We start from the raw sequence: 17,717 nt of genomic DNA on the forward strand, positions 1-17,717 counted from the left end.
GCCGCGCCTTCCAGGGAGGATCCGGCCAACCCGCCGCTCAGTTGCGTAGTTCGCAACAGGTTGCGCAAAACCTCACTCATGCGGATGTCGCCATCCCCGCATGATCCGTGATTAGCTGCGGTCGACCAGCAGCGCAGCCGGAAGGTGGTTCGAATGCCGTACGAGGTCCAGGGGGTCGTTTCGCGGGCGAAGGGCGAGCCCGTCTCGCTGGAGACCGTCCTCGTGCCCGATCCCGGTCCCGGCGAGGCCGTCGTGAACGTCCAGGCCTGCGGGGTCTGCCACACCGACCTGCACTACCGCGAGGGCGGGATCAACGACGACTTCCCGTTCCTGCTCGGCCACGAGGCCGCCGGCGTCGTCGAGGCCGTCGGCGAAGGCGTCACCGACCTCGAACCCGGCGACTACGTCATCCTGAACTGGCGCGCCGTCTGCGGCACCTGCCGGGCCTGCAAGCGCGGCAAGCCGTGGTATTGCTTCGCCACCTTCAACGCGACGCAACCCATGACCCTGCAAGACGGCACCAAGCTGTCGCCCGCCCTCGGCGTCGGCGCCTTCCTCGAAAAGACCCTCGTCCACAGCGGACAGTGCACGAAGGTCGACCGGGCCGCCGAGCCCGCCGTCGCCGGGCTGCTCGGCTGCGGGGTCATGGCCGGGCTCGGCGCGGCCATCAACACCGGCGCCGTCACGCGCGGGGACTCGGTCGCCGTCATCGGCTGCGGTGGTGTCGGGGACGCCGCCATCGCCGGCGCGAAGCTGGCCGGTGCCACCACGATCGTCGCCATCGACATGGACGACCGGAAGCTCGGCTGGGCCGAGGACTTCGGGGCCACCCACACCCTCAACAGCAAGGGCCTGTCCGAGGCGCAGGTCGTCGAAGCCATGCAGGACGCCACCGGCGGCTTCGGCCCGGACGTCGTCATCGACGCCGTCGGCCGCCCCGAAACCTGGCGGCAGGCGTTCTACGGGCGCGACCTGGCCGGCACGGTCGTGCTGGTCGGCGTCCCGACGCCGGAGATGCGGCTGAACGACCTGCCGCTGATCGACTTCTTCTCGCGCGGCGGCTCGCTCAAGTCCTCCTGGTACGGCGACTGCCTGCCCAGCCGGGACTTCCCGATGCTCGTCGACCTCTACCTGCAGGGCCGGCTGCCGCTCGACAAGTTCGTCACCGAGCGCATCGGCGTCGACGGCGTCGAGCAGGCCTTCGAGCGCATGCACCACGGTGACGTCCTGCGCAGCGTGGTGACCTTCTGACCCTCTTCACCGACGACGAGTACCCGGCCGAGCCCTACCCAGGGACCCGGCCGGGCCACTCGTTCGTGCACGTCGACGGCGTCGGGCACCCGCTCGACTCCGCGCCCGCCGGCTGGCGCGACCGGATGGCCGTGCTGGCCTACGGCTCCAACGCGAACCCGTCGAAGATCACCTGGCTGCGCGCGCGGCTCGGCCTCGAAGGCCCGGTCGTGGTGGCGCACGCGCGCTGCGGCGGGCTCGCCGCCGTGTGGGCGGCCGGCTTCCGCGTGGTCGATGACCAGCGCCCGGCCACCCTCACCGCGCTCGACGGCGTCGAGGAGCACGCCATCTGGTTCGTGACGCCGGACCAGCTGGCGGTGCTCGACCGCTGCGAAGGCCGCGGCACGCGCTACCACCTGGCCCGGCTGACCGACCCCGACATCACCCTCGAGGACGGCACGCGCCTGACCGAGGTCCACACGTACGTCGGCGCCGCGCCGATCCGCTACCCGCTGCTGGTCGACGGCGCCCCGGTGCGCACCGCAGACGTCCCGCAGGCCGAAGCGGCGACGCTCGAAGGCGTCCCTGCCGACGGCCACGGCGTGCCCTGCGAAGTGATCACACCAGTTTCCCGGGGTTGAGAATCCCGGTCGGGTCCACTGTGGACTTGGCCGCGCGCAGCACCTCGACGCCCAGCGAGCCGATTTCCGCGCTCAGGTAGGGCGCGTGGTCGACACCGACGGCGTGGTGGTGGGAAATCGTGCCCAGCCCGGCGATCGCCTCGCAGGCCGCCGCCTTCGCGCGCTGCCACTGGCCGATCGGGTCGGCTTCGTCGCGGGCCGTCAGCACGGTGAAGTACAGCGACGCGCCCGTCTCGTACGCGTGCGAGATGTGGCACATGACTATCGCCGGGCCCAGCGAAGCCGTCAGCGCCGCCCGGACGTCGTCGCGCAGCTCGTCCAGATTGGACCAGTAGGCGGCCGTTTCGAGCGTCTCGACGCAGACGCCCATGTCCAGCAACGTGTCCCGCTGCCGGGGCCCGGCGAACCGGCCGTGCCGCCACGACTCGCCGAGCGCCTTGCCGACGCGCACGGCTCCCGCGGCCTTCAGCCGCCGAGCCGTCTCGCGGCGGCGCAGCGCCACGTCGTGGGCGGCGCCTTCCCAGCCCACGATGAGGAAACACGGCCGCCGAACGCCGCGGGCGGCGAGGTAGCGGCGCAGCGCCGCTGTCTTCAAGCTCGCGTTCAACGCGAGTGACACCTCGGTTTCGTCCACATCGGACAGCCGGGTGACGTCGGCGAGCGCGTGGTGCTGCGCGAGGTCCCGCACCGCTTCGGCGCCGGCCGCCCAGCCGGGCAGCGCGTAGCCCTCGTAGCGCCGCACCGGCGGCGCCGGCCGCACCCGCAGCGCGACCTCGGTGATCACGCCGAGCGTGCCCTCGCTGCCGATCGCGAGCTGGCGCAGGTCCGGCCCCGCCGCGGACGCCGGGGCGACGCCGAGCTTCCACGGACCGCGCGGCGTGGCCAGCCGCACGCCGGTGACCATGTCCTCGAACCGCCCGTACCCCGACGACGCCTGGCCGGCCGAGCGCGTCGCCGCGAAGCCGCCGATCGTGGCGCGCTCGAACGACTGCGGGACGTGCCCGAGCGTCAGGCCGTGCCCGGCGAGCAGCCGCTCGGCCTCGGGCCCGCGGACGCCGGCCTGCAACACGGCGATGCGCGACTCGGCGTCCACCGACACCAGCGCGTCGAGCCGGGCGAGGTCCAGCGCGATCACCGCCGCCTTTTCACCACGCAGTGCGGCGACGCCGCCGACCACCGACGTTCCGCCGCCGAAGGGCACCACCCCGACGTCGTGCCGGACGCAGGCGTCGAGCACCGCCTGGACCTCGTCCGGGTCGGCGGGCAGCACGACGGCGTCGGGCACCGGGAAGTCCGCCGAGGGCGACCGGCGCCGCAGGAGGTCGAGGTAGGACAGCCCGGTCGCCCGCGCGAGCCGCGCCGGGTCGTCGACCAGCACGTTTTCCGCGCCGACGACCTTCGCAAGCGCTTCCTCGGCAGACTTCGCCAGTTTCGTTGACGGTATTTTTACCGGCATGTCGGCCGTTGAAGCGACATCGGGGGCCACCGGACCGATACGCTGTTCAAGCCACTTGGCTGCCCGCGCGGGCAGCGGGGCGGCGCCGGCGGCTTCCGCGGTCCAGGACCGGCGGAGGCGGTGGTCAATGAGAGCGTTCACGACTACAGTGTGACACATGGACGTTAAACGTCACACTACGCAGACGGCGGGCTCTTCCGCGCTCGCGGACACCCGCAACCGCCAGACAGCCACGCGGGTGGCCGATGACGTGCTGCTCGACGCCGCGCGCTCGTGCGTGCTGGCCGTCGGTGTGCGCCGCACCACACTCGCCGAGATCGCCCGCACCGCCCGGGTCAGCCGGATGACGGTCTACCGCCGCTTCCCCGACGTCCGCAGCGTGCTCGCCGCCCTGATGACCCGCGAGTTCAGCGGGTTGCTGCGCACGGCGAGCGAAAGCGGCGCCGACGCCGCGCACAGCCGCGCCCGGCTCGTGCTCATCGCGGCGGCCGGCGTCCGCGCGCTGTCGACCGACCCGCTGTTCCGCACCCTGCTCGACGTCGACCCCGAACTGGTGCTCCCGTACATCGTGGAGCGGCTCGGGGCGACGCAGAAGTTCGCCGAGCAGGCGTTGCACGGCCTCCTGGAGGCCGGCCACCAGGACGGCTCGATCCGGCGGGCGCCGGTCGCGGCGCAGTCCCGGTCGGTGCTGCTGGTGGTGCAGTCGTTCGCGTTCTCGCTGCGCCCGGCCACCGCGGACGTCGACGAGACGGCCCTGATGGCGGAGTTCGCCCACGTGCTCGACGCGGCGTTGCGGCCATGACGTCCGGCTCGCTCAACGCGCGGCGCCGCGAACGCGAGCTCGCGGCGCTGGCGTCGGGCGAGCGCGTCGACATCGTGGTGGTCGGCGGCGGTGTCACCGGCACGGGCATCGCGCTGGACGCGGCTTCGCGGGGCCTTTCGGTGGCACTCGTGGAGGCGCACGACCTGGCGTTCGGGACATCGCGCTGGTCGTCGAAGCTGGTCCACGGCGGCTTGCGGTACCTGGCGCACGGCGAACTCGGCTTGGCGCACGAGAGCGCGGTCGAGCGCGGGATCCTGATGACGCGCACGGCACCGCACCTGACGCGGGCGATGCCGCAGCTGTTTCCCTTGTACCCCAGCACTTCCCGGACACAGGAAAAGCTGGTCGCGGCCGGCTTGCGGGCCGGCGACCTGCTGCGCCGGGCGGCGCGCACACCGTCGTCGGTGCTGCCGCGGCCGCGCTCGGTTCCCCCACTGGAGGCCTTGGCGCTGGCGCCCGGCCTCTCCGCGCACGGTTTGCGCGGCGCCCTGCTGGCGTACGACGGCGCCTTGGTCGACGACGCCCGCCTGGTGGTGACCCTCGCGCGAACGGCGGCGTCGTTCGGCGCGCGAATCCTCACGCGGCTCTCGGCCACTTCCCTTTCGGCGGACCTCGTCCGGGTCCGCGACGGCCTTTCGGGATCCACAGCAGACATCCATGCCCGGCAGGTGATCAACGCGACGGGCGTCTGGGCCGGAACACTGACGGGCGCGGTGCGGCTGCGGCCGTCGCTCGGTTCGCACCTGGTGCTCGCCCCGGGGACGGTCCCGATGGGCACGACCTCGGTGAACATCGGCGTGCCAGGGGAGACGAACCGGTTCGTCTTCCTGCTGCCCCAGCCGGACGGCCGCGTCTACCTCGGCCTCACCGACGAGCCCGTCCCCGGCCCGATCCCTCCGGTGCCGGTGGTCCCCGAGTCCGATGTGGACTTCTTGCTGTCGTTGGCTTCGTCGGTGCTGTCGCGGCCGCTGACGCGCGCGGACATCGCCGGGTCGTACGCGGGGTTGCGGCCGCTGATCGAGGGAACCGGCGGCCGGTCGGCGGACCTGTCCCGCAGACACGCGGTCTTGGCGGGTTCCGACGGGCTGTTGACGGTGGTGGGCGGCAAGCTGACGACCTACCGCCGGATGGCCGAGGACGCCGTCGACGCGGCGGTCCGCTTGGCGGGGCTGCCCATATCGCCTTGCCGGACGGCTCGGTTGCCGTTGCTGGGCGCGGCTCCGCGAGCCGAGCTGTCCCTTGTGGACGCTACGCCGCGGCTGGTGGCCCGCTACGGCACGGAGGCCCCGCGCGTGGCGGCGTTGGGCGAGCTGGACGCGGAGTTCGCGGCTCCGGTCGGCCCGGGGACCGAGATCACGGCGGCGGAGGTGGTGTGGGCGGTCCGGAACGAAGGGGCGCTGGACGTGGCGGACGTCCTGGAGCGCCGGACGAGGCTGGCGCTGATCCCGTCGGACGCCGAAGCCGCGCGGGCGCGGGTGGCGGAACTTGTCGACAAGTCGCTCGCGGGTCTCGGCTGAGCCGGCGCCACTCAGGCTTGATGTTCCCTTAAGTTGACGACCCGTTGGGTTTTTGCAACAGTTGAATGCATGAGCCCGGTCAGACGCGGCAAAGAGCTGCCGATCTACAACCGGCTTCCCGTGCTCCGGGCCGAGCGCGGGATGACCCGAGCCGCGCTGGCGAGCGCCGTCGACGTCAACCCGCAGACCATCGGCGCGCTCGAACGTGGTGACCACTATCCGAGCCTGGACCTGGCGTTCCGGCTCTGCGCGGTGTTCGACCTGCCCGTCGAGGCGGTCTTCAGCCGCGAGCCGTTCACGCCTCTTTCCACCCAGGTCTACCGCGAGGGGGGAGCATGACCGACCAACCGGGCCGTCTCGCGGCCTACTGGGAACGTCAGCTGGACAAGATGGACGCACGGGAGCTGCGGCACGCCAAGCGGCTGCCCGGCTGGCGCACCCGGCGGCACCGCCGGGCCCTCGCCGCGGTCCTGGGGCTCGCCGACCTCGGGCTGGTCGTCGCCGCGTCGGCCTTCGACACGGGGGGTGACTGGCTGTTCGGCGCCCTCTGGCTGGGCAGCACGCTCGTCGGCGGTGTCGCGTTCGTGCTGCTGCGGATCCTCACCGGCCGGATGAGCGGCGGCTTCTCGCGGTTGCTCGACGAACGCGAACGCGAGTGGCGCCATCGCGTCACCTACGTCGCCTTCCAGATCCTGAGCTACCTGATGATCGCCGCGATGCTCTACAGCGTCGTCGTCGCCCGCACCGAAGACGGCGGGCTGCGCGGCGCGATGATGCTGTGCGCACTGCTGGTCACCGGCACGACGATCCCCTCGATCATGGTGGGCTGGTCGCTGCCGGACGACGACCCCGAAGACTTCGACGAGGGGATGGGGAATGCCTGAAGGGACACTGGAGATCGACGGGATCTTCAAGCGCTATGGCGCAAAAGTGGCGCTGGACGGTGTTTCGTTCGACGTCCGCGCCGGGGAGCTGTTCGGCTTCGTCGGCAGCAACGGCGCCGGCAAGACCACCACGATGCGGATCGCGCTGGGCGTGCTGGCCGCCGACAGCGGTGAAGTCCGCTTCGGCGGCGAAAAGGTCACCCACGAAACCCGCACGCACATCGGTTACATGCCGGAGGAACGCGGGCTGTACCCGAAGATGAAGGTGCTCGACCAGCTGGTCTACCTGGCCGAGCTGCACGGGCTCAGCACCAACGAAGCCCACCGCAACGCCGAAACCTGGATCACCCGGCTCGGGCTGGCCGAGCGCCGCAAGGACGAGGTGCAGAAGCTGTCCCTCGGCAACCAGCAGCGCGTCCAGCTCGCCGCCGCGCTGGTGCACGACCCCGCCGTGCTGGTGCTCGACGAGCCGTTCTCCGGGCTCGACCCGCTCGCCGTCGACGTGATGAGCGGTGTCCTGCGGGAGAAGGCCGCCGCGGGGGTGCCGGTCGTGTTCTCCAGCCACCAGCTCGACCTCGTCGAGCGGCTGTGCGACCGGGTCGGGATCATCCGCGGCGGCCGGATGGTCGCCGTCGGCACGGTCGCCGAACTCACCGAAGGGGCGCGCAGCAAGCTCGTCGTGACGGCGCCGGCCGCGGCCGACGGCTGGGCCGCCGCTCTGCCCGGGGTGCGCGTGCTGGAGCAGCACGGCACCACCACCGTGCTCGACCTCGAACCGGGCGCGGACGACCAGGCCGTGCTCGCCGCCGCGCTGGCGACCGGGCCGGTCACCGAGTTCAGCCGCCGTCGCCGGTCGCTCACCGAGCTCTTCCGCGATGCCGTGTCCGACGGCGCCGCGTCATCCGAGGGGGAACCGCGATGAGGACGTTGAGTGGCCGCCGCGCCGTCTGGCTCGTGCTGAAGCGGGAGCTGAACACGCGGCTGCGCACGCGGTCGTTCGTCGTCGGCACCGGCGTGCTGCTGGTGCTGCTGCTGGGGTACGTCTTCTTCCAGACGTCGCTGGCCAAGTCGTCGGACGAGAACACCGTCGGGCTGACCGGCCAGGCGATCGGGATTGCCCGGCAGCTGCAGACCGAAGCCGCGCTGTCGGGCCGTGAGATCAGCACGGTCGTCGTCACCGATCCGGCGGACGGCCGCAAGAAGGTCGAAGACGGCGACCTCGACGCGCTCGTCTCGGGCAGCGCGGCGCAGCTGACCGCCACCTACAAGTCCTCTTTGGACGGCGGGCTGCGGCGGGTGCTCGACCAGGTCGCCCAGCGGCAGGTGCTCGACGGCGTGCTGTCGTCCGCGCAGCTGGAGCCGGCCGAGGTGATGGCGCGGGTCAACGGCACCCACGTCCGCGACGACGCCCTTTCGCCGCAGCCGGCGGACCAGACGCAGCGGCTGATCGTCGGGGTGGTCGTGGCGTTCCTGCTGTACATGAGCATCATCACCTACGGGATGATGGTCGCCCAGGGCGTGGTCGAGGAGAAGTCGAGCCGGGTGGTGGAGATCCTGCTCGCCAGCGTGCGGCCGTGGCAGCTGCTGCTGGGCAAGGTGATCGGGCTCGGCCTGGTCGGGCTGACCCAGCTGGTCATCCTCGCGGCGGTCGGCCTGGGCGCGGCAACGGCGACCGGCGTGTTCACGCTGTCCGGCTTCGCGACGGGCGCGGTGCTGTGGGGCCTGCTCTGGTACCTGCTGGGGTTCCTGTTGTACGCCACGATCTACGGCGCGCTGGGGTCGCTGGTGTCCCGGCAGGAGGACACCCAATCGGTGGTCGGGCCGCTCAACATCGTCCTGGTGGTCGGGTTCATCGCCGGGTTCAACCTGCTGGTCCAGAACCCGGCGGGCTCGGCGACGAGGATCGTCTCGCTCATCCCGCTGCTCTCCCCGATCCTGATGCCGGCCCGCATTTCGACGGGCGCGGCGGCGGGCTGGGAGATCGGGCTGTCGCTCGGGCTGACCGTCGCGTTGGTGGCCGCGCTGACCTGGGTGGGCGGGAAGATCTACGGCAACAGCGTGCTGCGGATCGGCAGCCGGATCAAGCTGTCGGAGGCCCTGCGCGGCTGATCACGACGTGATCTTGCCGTACCGCTCCAGGGACACTTGGCGCTCGTGGCCGTGGTCGACCATGGGTTCCGGGTAGTCCTCGGGGCGGTCCTTCAGCTTGTGCACCGCCTTCCCCGGAACCCCTCGCAGCTCCGGCACGTACTTGCGCACGTAGTCCCCCTGCGGGTCGAACTTCTCCCCCTGGGTCGTCGGGTTGAAGATCCGGAAGTACGGGGCCGCGTCGGTGCCGCAGCCCGCCACCCACTGCCAGTTCAGCTGGTTCGACGCCAGGTCGCCGTCCACCAGGTGCTTCATGAAGTGGCGGGCGCCCAGCCACCACGGCAGGTGCAGGTCCTTCACCAGGAAGCTCGCGACGACCATCCGCACCCGGTTGTGCATCCAGCCCTCCGCCAGCAGCTGCCGCATCCCGGCGTCCACGATCGGGTAGCCGGTCCGGCCCTCGCACCACCGCTCGAAGGCCTCACGATCGTCGTCGTACTTCATGCCGTCGAACCGGCGGTCGTAGTTCTCGCGGGCCGTTTCCGGCCGGTGCCACAACACGTCGGCGTGGAACTCGCGCCAGCAGATCTCGCTGCGCAGCGACTTCGCGCCCACGCGGTCGTCGCCCGACAAGTCCGCCAGGATCGTCCGCGGGTGGATGCAGCCCCAGCGCAGGTACGGCGAAAGCCGCGTGGTCCCTTCGCGGTCCGGGCGGTCGCGATCCTCGTCGTAGGTCTCGATGCCGTCTTCGAGGAACGCGTGCCAGACGTCCAGCGCCGCCTGCTCCCCCGGTTCGGGCAACGCCGCGGAAACCCGGGGCGGCCGCGGGATCTTCAGCGAGCGCGACGGCGAAACCCAGTCCACAAGGGACGGTCCGGTGTCGGCCGGCGAATGCCAGCCGTGGGCGGTCCACGCGCGGAAGAACGGCGTGAAGACGCGGTACGGGCTGCCGTCCGGCTTGGTGACGCGGCCCGGGGTGACCGCGTACGGCGAGCCCGTCTCGACCCAGTCGATGTTGTGCTCCGCCAACGCTTTAGCCACGGACGCGTCCCGGCGACGGCCGTACGGACCGGTGTCCGCGCTGACGTGCACCGCGGCCGCGCCGATCTTGCGGGCCGCGGCGACGACCTCGGCCGCCGGGTCGCCGCGCACCAGCATCAGGCGGCCGCCGAGCTGGTCGTTCAGCTTTTCGAGACAGCCGTACAGGAACGCTTCCCGCGGCGCGCCACCCGGCCTCAGCAGCGCCTCGTCGAGGACGTACAGCGCGAGCACGTGCTTGCTGTGCTTCGACGCCTCCAGCAGGGCGGCGTGGTCGCCCAGCCTCAGGTCACGGCGGAACCACAGGACAACCGGGGCTTCTCGAGTCACGACGGTAAAAGTAAACGTCCCGCCGTGCGGGTGCACGGCGGGACGTTCGCTTGAATCGAATCAGCGCTCGGACATCGGGACGTAGTCCCGGGTCGCGTGGCCGGTGTAGATCTGCCGCGGGCGGCCGATCTTGGTGGCCGGGTCGTTGATCATCTCGCGCCAGTGCGCGATCCAGCCCGGGAGCCGGCCGAGCGCGAACAGCACCGTGAAGAACTTCGTCGGGAAGCCCAGCGCCCGGTAGATCAGGCCGGTGTAGAAGTCCACGTTCGGGTACAGCTTCCGCGAAACGAAGTAGTCGTCGGACAGCGCGACCTCTTCGAGCTTCTTGGCGATGTCGAGCAGCTGGTCGCCGCCCTTCAGCTTGCCGAGGATCTCGTCCGCGGTGTTCTTGATGATCTTCGCGCGCGGGTCGTAGTTCTTGTAGACCCGGTGCCCGAAGCCCATCAGCTTCACGCCCTTTTCCTTGTTCTTCACGCGCTCGACGAACTTGGCGACGTCGCCGCCGTCCTGCTGGATGCCCTCCAGCATGTCGAGCACCGCCGCGTTCGCGCCGCCGTGCAGCGGGCCGAACAGCGCGTTGATGCCGGCCGAAATCGAGGCGAACAGGTTCGCCTCGGACGAGCCGACGAGGCGCACGGTCGAGGTCGAGCAGTTCTGCTCGTGGTCGGCGTGCAGGATGAACAGCAGGTCGAGCGCCTTGACGACGTCCGGGTCGACGTCGTACGGCTCGGCCGGGAAGCCGAAGGTCATCCGCAGGAAGTTCTCGACCAGGCCGAGCGAGTTGTCCGGGTACAGCAGCGGCTGGCCGACGGACTTCTTGTACGCGTACGCGGCCAGCGTCGGGACCTTGGCGAGCAGCCGGATCGTCGACAGCTCCACGTTCGGCTCGTCGAACGGGTTGAGCGAATCCTGGTAGAAGGTCGACAGCGCCGACACCGCGCTCGACAGGACCGGCATCGGGTGGGCGTCGCGCGGGAAGCCGCTGAAGAACGCCTTCAGGTCCTCGTGGAGCAGCGTGTGCCGCTGGATCTTCTCGGTGAAGTCGGCCAGCTGGGCCTCGGTCGGCAGCTCGCCGTAGATGAGCAGGTACGAGACCTCGATGAAGGTCGACTTCTCGGCCAGCTGCTCGATCGGGTACCCGCGGTAGCGGAGGATGCCGGCGTCACCGTCGATGTAGGCGATGGCGGACGACGCGGCACCGGTGTTGACGAAACCGGGGTCGTAGGTGATGTACCCCGTCTGCGCCAGCAGCTTGCCCAGCTCGATCCCGGGCGCGCCCTCGACCGGGTGGACGATCTTGAACTCGTGCTCGCCACTCGGCAGGGTCAGCTTCGCGGTTTCTCCGCCGGACTGCCCCGCAGTCGTCGCGTCGGACATGCAAGTCCCTCTCACGTTGGGCACGGGCCGGCGGCGCCTGTACGTTCCACAGGTAGCCACGTGTTCACGCGAGGAAACACTGGCGCCTCGCTGCACACCGCCCCGCTGGGGTATGAAGAATGCCCCTCAACGTTAGTCGAGAAACCCGCCTTCGCGCAGCGGTGACGTTGCTCCTGGGGGCCCCTTTGGGACCAGGTTCACACGGTGGCCGCCATGTCGGCGGACGTGGGCGGCTCGGCACCGCTGCGGGACACCGTGATCGACGCCGCTTTCGCCGCGAAGGTGAGGGCTTCGCGCCACGCGCCGGCGTCGAGGGAGGCCAGGTCGGTGGCCTCGCGGGTGTGCAGCCAGGCCAGCAGGGCGCCGTGCACGGTGTCGCCCGCGCCGATGGTGTCCACCACGGTGACCTTCCGCGACGGCACGTGGGCCAGCTCACCTGCGGCGGTGATCACCGAGAGCCCGTCGGCGCCCCGGGTGAGCACCACGGCGTCCACACCGGACTCGGTCCACGTCTTCGCGGCGGCGACCGGGTCGGCGCCTTCGGTGAGCCACGCGGCGTCGTCGTCGGAGATCTTGAGCAGCCGGACGTCCGGCAGCCAGGACGCGAACCGCGCCCGGTATGCGGCCGGGTCGGTGATGAGGGCCTCGCGGATGTTGGGGTCGAGCACGGTCAGCACGCCGCGGGCGGACTCGCGCCGCAGCATCGCCTCGTACGCCGAAGCGCCCGGCTCGAGGACCATGCCGAGCGTGCCGAGTGAGAGCGCTGTCACATCATCGGCCAGCGGGCCGGGATCCGCGACAAGCCGGTCCGCGGTGCCCTCGACGTAGAAGGTGTAGCGCGCGGCCCCCTTCGCGTCGAGCGCCACGACGGCCAGCGTCGTCGGCTCGTCGCCGCGCTGCAGCAGTGAGGTGTCGACGGCGGAGGCGTGCAGCCGCTCGACCATCGCGTCGCCGAAGCGGTCGGTGGACACGCGGGAGAAGAAGGCCGCCGGCACGCCGAGCCGCCCGGCGGCCAGCGCGACGTTGTACGGGCCGCCGCCGAGCCGGGGCAGCAACGCGCGCAGCCCACCGTCCACAGTGGAATCGAGGGGGTCGCCGGGAACCAGGTCGACCAGAGCTTCTCCGCCTACGACGATCACGCGGCGCAGTTTAATGGAGTTCCGGCTGACAATTCCTGTCCGCTATTTGTTCAGGCCGCCGAGCAGCAGTTCGCCCAAAGCGGTGAACGCGTCGGCGTCGGACACGTCGGTCCGCTGCGCGAGCACGCCGGTCTGGATGCCCTCGATGATCAGCCCGGTCATCTCGGCCACCAGCCGGGCGTGGACGTCGCGGAACACCCCGTCGGCGACACCCCGGTCGATGAACTGCCGGAGCCGGCGCGCGGCGAACCGGCTGTTGAGCTGGTAGGCCTCCCGGGCCGGGCCGAACTCGGCGAGGTCCCGCATGAAGGCGGGCGACGCCCGGTTCAGGTGCTCGGCGACGCCGGCCAGGTACTCCCCGATGAGCTTGCGGGCGTCGTCGATCCCGGCGATGCGCTCCTCGATCCGCTCCGCGGCGCCGCGGAAGAACTGCGTGACGACCCGGACGGCCAGCTGCTCCTTGCTGGGCGCGAGCGCGTAGAGCGTCGACTTCGAGCAGCGCAGGCGGCCGGCGAGGTCGTCGAGGGTGAAGACGGCGAAGCCCTCGGCCAGGAAGAGCGCCTCGAGGTCGCCGAGCAGCGCCTGCTGGCGGGCGGTCGGGCGGCGTCGGGGTTCGGGGCGCATCGGCTCACTATCTCCTACGTCTTCCGGCCACCCCAGTCCTGCCGTACAGTACTCTAGACCGACCCACAGTACTGTTTTCAGTACAGTGATTAGCCGGGGCTCCGCCACCCGGACCCCCGAAAGACTCCGGTTTTGGAGGACACCGATGCCCGCCGAACGTCTGCTGCCTTCCCCGGAGGCCGAGGACCTGGTCGCCTTGGCCACCGAGATCGCGCGCGACGAGCTCGCGCCGCGGGCGGCGGCGGCCGAGGAAGCCGAGCAGTTCCCGCGCGAGCAGTTCCGCCTGCTCGGGAAGTCCGGCCTGCTGGGCCTGCCGTACAGCGAGCGCTGGGGCGGCGGCGAGGTCTCGTACGAGGTCTACCTGCAGGTCCTGGAGGAGATCGCGACCGCGTGGATGACGGTCGGCGTCGGGCTGTCGGTGCACACGATGTCCTGCTACGCGCTGGCCGAGTACGGCACCGACGAGCAGCGCGACCAGTGGCTGCCCGACATGCTCGAAGGCTCGCTCCTGGGCGCGTACGCGCTGTCGGAGACGCAGGCGGGCTCGGACGCGGCGGCACTTTCGACGCGCGCGCGTCTCGACGGCACGGACTACGTCGTCAACGGCACCAAGGCGTGGATCACCCATGCGGGTGTGGCGGACTTCTACACGACGATGGTCCGCACGGGCGACTCCGAGATCTCGTGCCTGCTGGTCGACGGGGCCACGCCCGGCCTTTCGGCGGCTCCGCGGGAGCGCAAGATGGGCCTGACCGGCTCCCCGACGGCCCAGATGATCTTCGACAACGCGCGGGTGCCTTCTTCGCGGCTCTTGGGCGCTCCGGGTGCCGGGCTCCGCATCGCGCTGTCGTCGCTGAGCTCCGGGCGGCTCGGGATCGCGGCCTGCGCGGTGGGCTTGGCCCAGGCGGCGCTGGACGAGGCGGTGGCCTATGCGAAGGGCCGCTCGCAGTTCGGCCGCCCGATCATCGACTTCCAGGGCGTCGAGTTCCTGCTGGCGGACATGGCCGCGACGGTGGAGGCGTCCCGGGCGCTGTACCTGGACGCGGCCCGGCGGCGGGACCGCGGGATGCCGTTCAAGCGCCAGGCGTCGATCGCCAAGCTGGTGGCGACCGACGGCGCGATGAAGGTGACGACGGACGCCGTGCAGGTCCTCGGCGGGGCCGGCTACACGCGGGACTTCCCGGTGGAGCGGTACATGCGGGAGGCGAAGGTGCCGCAGATCTTCGAAGGGACGAACCAGATCCAGCGGGTGGTCATCGCGCGGGAGCTGAAGAACGCGTAGCCCGATCCAGCGACCGGTGTCGCTCTTCGGTGACGGATACCGTGGTGGCATGCCCGGTCATCTGCTGACCGTCGAGGAGTACGCGGCGCTCGACGGCACCGGTTTCACGGAGCTGGTGGAGGGCCGCGTGGTCACCTCGCCGGGCTCCGGCCGCCGCCACGACGTGGCGGTGTGCCTGCTGGCCGCCCAGCTCGAACGGCAGCTGCCCGCGGGGCTGGCGTTCGTCGTCGCGAACGACCTGGATCTGGGCCTGACCCCGGACGGCGGGCCCGGCTTCGCCCGCCGTCCGGACCTGATGGTCGTCGGCCGCGCCGCCCTCGACCGCGGCCACGGCCTGCTCCGGGCCGACGAGGTGCTGATCGTCGCGGAGGTCGTGGCACCGGATTCGAAGCGCACCGACTACCGGGTGAAGCGCGACGAGTATGCCGATGCCGGTATTCCGCACTATTGGATCCTCGACATCACCGGCCCGGTATCGCTGGTCGCCTGCGAGGGCTACCGGGAGGCCACCGTGGTCACCGGGACCTTCGTCACCGACGTCCCGTTCCCGGTCAAGCTCGACCTCAACGTCCTCCTCGACTGATCGGGCAGCACGCCGGAACCGCCCGGTCACCGGCGTGCCGCCCGAAACTCAGCGGGCCTCCCGGTACCGGCGGTCCTTCGACACGCCCTCACCGGTCGACTCGTCGAAGTGGTACACCTCGTCGCCCCGGACGAACACGCGCAGCGCGCGGTTCATCACGTCCAGCGGGTCACCGCTCCACAGCACCACGTCGGCGTCCAGGCCCGGCTTCAGCGAGCCGATCTGCCCGTCGAGGTTCAGCATCGACGCCGGGTTGATCGTCAGCGACCGCAGGGCCGTCGCCGGGTCGAGGCCGTCCTTCACCGCCAATGCCGCCTGGTACACCAGGAAGTTGATCGGGATCACCGGGTGGTCCGTGGTGATCGCGATCTTCACGCCCGCGCGGGCCAGGATGCCCGCCGAGCGCAGCGTGCGGTTGCGCAGCTCGACCTTGGACTTCGTGGTGAACAGCGGCCCGAGGATCACCGGCACGTCCCGCGAAGCCAGCAGGTCCGCGATCAGGTGGCCCTCGGTGCCGTGGTTGATCACCAGCTTGTAGCCGAACTCGTCGGCCAGCCGGATCGCCGTCACGATGTCGTCCGCGCGGTGGACGTGCTGGTCCCAGTACAGCTCGCCGTCGAGGACCTTCGACAGCGTCTCCAGCGTCAGGTCCACCTCGTGCGGCTTGCCCTCGGATTCCGCGTGCGCGCGCTTCGCCTGGTAGTTGCGGGCCTTCGTGAACGCCTCGCGCAGGATCGCCGCGACACCGAGCCGCGTCGACGGCGTTTGCTTCTTCTCGCCGTACACGCGCTTCGGGTTCTCGCCGAGCGCGCTCTTCACGCTGACGTGCTCCGCGAAGATCATGTCCAGGATGCTGCGGCCCCACGTCTTGACGCCGATCGTCTGGCCGCCGATCGGGTTGCCCGAGCCGGGCTTGATGACGACGCTCGTGACGCCGCCGGCGAGCGCGTCGTCGAAGCCAGGCTCGTAGGGGTCGATGCCGTCGACGGCGCGGAAGCGGGCGCCGTTCGGGTCGGTCATCTCGTTGGTGTCGTTGCCGGACCAGCCTTCGCCGTCCTCGTGCACGCCGAGGTGGGCGTGGGCGTCGATGAAGCCGGGCAGCACCCAGGTGCCGGCCGCGTCGACCAGTTCGGCGTCCTCCGGGATGTCGACGTCGGCCTCGGTCCCGACCGCGACGATCTTGCCGCCGTCGATCAGGACCGTGCCGCCCTCGATGGGGTCACCGTCGATGGGGACGACGTAGCCCCCGACAATTGCCTTCGCCATAGTTCGCCACGCTAACGAACTCACTCAGGGTCGCGCACGCGGGTCTTCTCCAGGTGCACCAGCTCGTGGTTGTTCTCGGGCGTCCGGTGCGTCTCCCGGTACCCGTGCTTGGCGTAGAGGTGCAGCGGCCCCACGCTCTTCGAGCCGGTGAAAAGCCGGAACAGCGTCACCTCCGGCGGAGCCGCCGACTCCGCGAACCGCAGCAGCGACCCACCCAGTCCGCAACCCTGGCGGTCCGGGGCGACGACCAGGCGGCCGATCACCCCGACCGGCCCGGTCACCGTCAGCCGCACCGAGGCCACCAGGCGACCGGACTCGCGCACGCCCCAGGACAGGCCCGCGAGCGCGCCCCGCGTTTCGTCGAGGGTCTCCAGCAGCGGCGGCAGGTCCAGGTCGCCGTGCGCCCTGGCCTCGGTGACGTACGCGGCCCGCTGCAGCGTCAGCACCTCGCCCGCGTCGGCGGGGCCCAGCCGGATCACCGGACCCGGATGCCCCAGCTGCCCGACCACGACGCCGACGGCTCCAGCTCGATCAGGTCGGTGCCCGTGTTGAGCGCGTCGGCCGGGCAGGTCATCGGCTCGATCGCGACCGCCCGGCCGCGGCCGACCAGGTCGTCCGGGGTGAACACCTGGGCCCAGCGGAAGTCGGGGCCGGTCCAGACCAGCAGCTCCTGACCCTCGTGGCCGAGGACGATGTGGTGCCGGCCGTCTTCGGCCGCCGCGAGGCCGCCGAACGCCGTGTCCAGGTTGACGCCCGCCAGCACGCGGCCGGCGCGGAAGTCGTACTCCGTGCCTTCGACGTCCTGCTCTTCGGCGTACGGCATCTGCTCGTCGGGCAGCGAAGGCCGGACGCGGCTCGCGGGCAACGTCAGGGTCAGCTCGTCGGTGGGGGCGTCGCCGATCCGGAAGTACGGGTGCGTGCCGACGCCGACGCCGATCGGCTGCTCGCCTTCGTTGCGGATCTCGTGGGTGACCACCAGTTCGCGCGGCGCGACCTCGTAGGTCACCGTCGCGCGCAGGGGCACCGGCCAGCCGGGCTGCACCTCGACGTCGACGGCCAGGGTGACCGACGACTCGGCGTGCTCCAGCAGCTCCCACTCGAGGTGCCGGGTCAGGCCGTGGATCGCGTTGCCGCGCGCCTCCTCGGTCACCTCGAGCTGCTGGGTCTCCCCCTGGAACGTCCACTGGCCGCCCTTGGTCCGGTTCGGCCACGGCAGCAGCACCTGCCCGGCCCCCATCGGCGGCTTCGCGTCCTCGGGGAACTCCTCGACGTACGGCACGCCGCCGACTTCGAACGCGCGCAGGCCGGCACCGATTTCGGTGACGACGGCGCGGGCGTTGCCGCGGGTGATCTCGAACTGCTGACCGGTCGGGTTGCCCATGCCCAGACCTTACCGAGCCGTGAAGTCACTAGACCGGTCGTCATAGTTTGCGCTACGG

18 protein-coding genes are annotated in these 17,717 nt (G+C 71.1%); 10 read left to right on the forward strand and 8 right to left on the reverse strand.

Features of this window, described 5'->3' with window-relative positions:
* The first annotated feature begins 153 nt into the window (after positions 1 to 153).
* Both ACWED2_RS24580 and ACWED2_RS24585 read left to right on the forward strand, forming a co-directional pair.
* The gene (locus ACWED2_RS24580; protein WP_449692837.1) at positions 154 to 1,251 is read left to right on the forward strand and encodes an S-(hydroxymethyl)mycothiol dehydrogenase; all 1,098 of its coding nucleotides are present in this window, start codon (positions 154 to 156) and stop codon (positions 1,249 to 1,251) included.
* Between the two features lie 65 nt (positions 1,252 to 1,316).
* Entirely contained in the window at positions 1,317 to 1,871 is a 555-nt protein-coding gene (locus ACWED2_RS24585; RefSeq protein ID WP_449692838.1) for a gamma-glutamylcyclotransferase family protein, read from the forward strand.
* Here ACWED2_RS24585 and ACWED2_RS24590 read toward each other — a convergent pair.
* Positions 1,849 to 3,468: an FAD-binding oxidoreductase gene (locus ACWED2_RS24590; RefSeq protein ID WP_449692839.1), complete on the reverse strand. Its 1,620-nt coding sequence runs from the start codon at positions 3,466 to 3,468 to the stop codon at positions 1,849 to 1,851. The genes ACWED2_RS24585 and ACWED2_RS24590 overlap by 23 nt on opposite strands.
* A gap of 97 nt (positions 3,469 to 3,565) precedes the next feature.
* On the opposite strand from ACWED2_RS24590, the gene ACWED2_RS24595 reads away from it, so the two are divergent.
* From ACWED2_RS24595 to ACWED2_RS24620, 6 genes are all read left to right on the forward strand, one after another.
* Positions 3,566 to 4,129 carry a TetR/AcrR family transcriptional regulator gene (locus tag ACWED2_RS24595; protein ID WP_449692964.1) on the forward strand — a complete coding sequence of 188 codons (564 nt, stop codon included), beginning with the start codon at positions 3,566 to 3,568 and terminating at the stop codon, positions 4,127 to 4,129.
* Complete coding sequence (locus ACWED2_RS24600) at positions 4,126 to 5,667, forward strand: glycerol-3-phosphate dehydrogenase/oxidase (protein ID WP_449692840.1); 1,542 nt, start codon at positions 4,126 to 4,128, stop codon at positions 5,665 to 5,667. The genes ACWED2_RS24595 and ACWED2_RS24600 overlap by 4 nt, the downstream gene beginning before the upstream one ends.
* A 69-nt stretch (positions 5,668 to 5,736) precedes the next feature.
* On the forward strand, positions 5,737 to 6,006 hold the full coding sequence (locus tag ACWED2_RS24605; protein WP_176174640.1) for a helix-turn-helix transcriptional regulator: 270 nt from the start codon (positions 5,737 to 5,739) through the stop codon (positions 6,004 to 6,006).
* A complete protein-coding gene (locus ACWED2_RS24610) occupies positions 6,003 to 6,551 on the forward strand; it encodes a hypothetical protein (protein WP_449692841.1) in 549 nt (182 codons plus the stop codon). The genes ACWED2_RS24605 and ACWED2_RS24610 overlap by 4 nt, the downstream gene beginning before the upstream one ends.
* Positions 6,544 to 7,473 carry an ABC transporter ATP-binding protein gene (locus ACWED2_RS24615; protein WP_449692842.1) on the forward strand — a complete coding sequence of 310 codons (930 nt, stop codon included), beginning with the start codon at positions 6,544 to 6,546 and terminating at the stop codon, positions 7,471 to 7,473. The genes ACWED2_RS24610 and ACWED2_RS24615 overlap by 8 nt, the downstream gene beginning before the upstream one ends.
* Entirely contained in the window at positions 7,470 to 8,660 is a 1,191-nt protein-coding gene (locus ACWED2_RS24620; protein ID WP_449692843.1) for an ABC transporter permease, read from the forward strand. Before ACWED2_RS24615 ends, ACWED2_RS24620 begins: the two co-directional genes overlap by 4 nt.
* Here ACWED2_RS24620 and ACWED2_RS24625 read toward each other — a convergent pair whose 3' ends face one another.
* From ACWED2_RS24625 to ACWED2_RS24640, 4 genes are all read right to left on the reverse strand, one after another.
* Positions 8,661 to 10,007 (reverse strand): cryptochrome/photolyase family protein, encoded by a 1,347-nt coding sequence (locus ACWED2_RS24625; RefSeq protein ID WP_449692844.1) that lies wholly within the window; start codon positions 10,005 to 10,007, stop codon positions 8,661 to 8,663.
* Between the two features lie 60 nt (positions 10,008 to 10,067).
* Complete coding sequence (locus ACWED2_RS24630) at positions 10,068 to 11,384, reverse strand: citrate synthase (protein WP_449692845.1); 1,317 nt, start codon at positions 11,382 to 11,384, stop codon at positions 10,068 to 10,070.
* A 197-nt stretch (positions 11,385 to 11,581) separates the two neighbouring features.
* Positions 11,582 to 12,523, reverse strand: a complete 942-nt coding sequence (locus ACWED2_RS24635) for a carbohydrate kinase family protein (RefSeq protein WP_449692846.1) — start codon at positions 12,521 to 12,523, stop codon at positions 11,582 to 11,584.
* Between the two features lie 42 nt (positions 12,524 to 12,565).
* Complete coding sequence (locus ACWED2_RS24640; RefSeq protein ID WP_449692847.1) at positions 12,566 to 13,147, reverse strand: TetR/AcrR family transcriptional regulator; 582 nt, start codon at positions 13,145 to 13,147, stop codon at positions 12,566 to 12,568.
* A gap of 145 nt (positions 13,148 to 13,292) precedes the next feature.
* Between ACWED2_RS24640 and ACWED2_RS24645 the strand changes: the two genes are divergently transcribed.
* Positions 13,293 to 14,429, forward strand: coding sequence for an acyl-CoA dehydrogenase family protein (locus ACWED2_RS24645; RefSeq protein WP_449692848.1), 1,137 nt, complete (start codon positions 13,293 to 13,295; stop codon positions 14,427 to 14,429).
* A 49-nt stretch (positions 14,430 to 14,478) separates the two neighbouring features.
* A complete protein-coding gene (locus ACWED2_RS24650; protein WP_449692849.1) occupies positions 14,479 to 15,012 on the forward strand; it encodes a Uma2 family endonuclease in 534 nt (177 codons plus the stop codon).
* Positions 15,013 to 15,060: 48 nt separating this feature from the next.
* Here the strand turns inward: ACWED2_RS24650 and ACWED2_RS24655 are convergent, their stop codons facing one another.
* The 3 genes from ACWED2_RS24655 to ACWED2_RS24665 are packed head-to-tail and all read right to left on the reverse strand — an operon-like array spanning position 15,061 to position 17,659.
* The gene (locus tag ACWED2_RS24655) at positions 15,061 to 16,278 is read right to left on the reverse strand and encodes an amidohydrolase (RefSeq protein WP_449692850.1); all 1,218 of its coding nucleotides are present in this window, start codon (positions 16,276 to 16,278) and stop codon (positions 15,061 to 15,063) included.
* A gap of 20 nt (positions 16,279 to 16,298) precedes the next feature.
* Positions 16,299 to 16,787, reverse strand: coding sequence for a GNAT family N-acetyltransferase (locus ACWED2_RS24660; protein ID WP_449692851.1), 489 nt, complete (start codon positions 16,785 to 16,787; stop codon positions 16,299 to 16,301).
* Positions 16,754 to 17,659, reverse strand: coding sequence for an aldose 1-epimerase family protein (locus tag ACWED2_RS24665; protein WP_449692852.1), 906 nt, complete (start codon positions 17,657 to 17,659; stop codon positions 16,754 to 16,756). Before ACWED2_RS24665 ends, ACWED2_RS24660 begins: the two co-directional genes overlap by 34 nt.
* Between the last annotated feature and the right edge of the window lie 58 nt (positions 17,660 to 17,717).

This window comes from Amycolatopsis sp. NPDC005003, from assembly GCF_053600695.1.

What these genes read in the sequence shown, in the direction of transcription:
- ACWED2_RS24580 (WP_449692837.1), top strand. Translation starts at nt 154, where the DNA reads ATGCCGTACGAGGTCCAGGGGGTCGTTTCGCGGGCGAAGGGCGAGCCC.
- ACWED2_RS24600 (WP_449692840.1), top strand. Translation starts at nt 4,126, where the DNA reads ATGACGTCCGGCTCGCTCAACGCGCGGCGCCGCGAACGCGAGCTCGCG.
- ACWED2_RS24605 (WP_176174640.1), top strand. Translation starts at nt 5,737, where the DNA reads ATGAGCCCGGTCAGACGCGGCAAAGAGCTGCCGATCTACAACCGGCTT.
- ACWED2_RS24610 (WP_449692841.1), top strand. Translation starts at nt 6,003, where the DNA reads ATGACCGACCAACCGGGCCGTCTCGCGGCCTACTGGGAACGTCAGCTG.
- ACWED2_RS24615 (WP_449692842.1), top strand. Translation starts at nt 6,544, where the DNA reads ATGCCTGAAGGGACACTGGAGATCGACGGGATCTTCAAGCGCTATGGC.
- ACWED2_RS24620 (WP_449692843.1), top strand. Translation starts at nt 7,470, where the DNA reads ATGAGGACGTTGAGTGGCCGCCGCGCCGTCTGGCTCGTGCTGAAGCGG.
- ACWED2_RS24630 (WP_449692845.1), bottom strand. Translation starts at nt 11,384, where the DNA reads ATGTCCGACGCGACGACTGCGGGGCAGTCCGGCGGAGAAACCGCGAAG.
- ACWED2_RS24640 (WP_449692847.1), bottom strand. Translation starts at nt 13,147, where the DNA reads ATGCGCCCCGAACCCCGACGCCGCCCGACCGCCCGCCAGCAGGCGCTG.
- ACWED2_RS24645 (WP_449692848.1), top strand. Translation starts at nt 13,293, where the DNA reads ATGCCCGCCGAACGTCTGCTGCCTTCCCCGGAGGCCGAGGACCTGGTC.
- ACWED2_RS24650 (WP_449692849.1), top strand. Translation starts at nt 14,479, where the DNA reads ATGCCCGGTCATCTGCTGACCGTCGAGGAGTACGCGGCGCTCGACGGC.
- ACWED2_RS24655 (WP_449692850.1), bottom strand. Translation starts at nt 16,278, where the DNA reads ATGGCGAAGGCAATTGTCGGGGGCTACGTCGTCCCCATCGACGGTGAC.
- ACWED2_RS24665 (WP_449692852.1), bottom strand. Translation starts at nt 17,659, where the DNA reads ATGGGCAACCCGACCGGTCAGCAGTTCGAGATCACCCGCGGCAACGCC.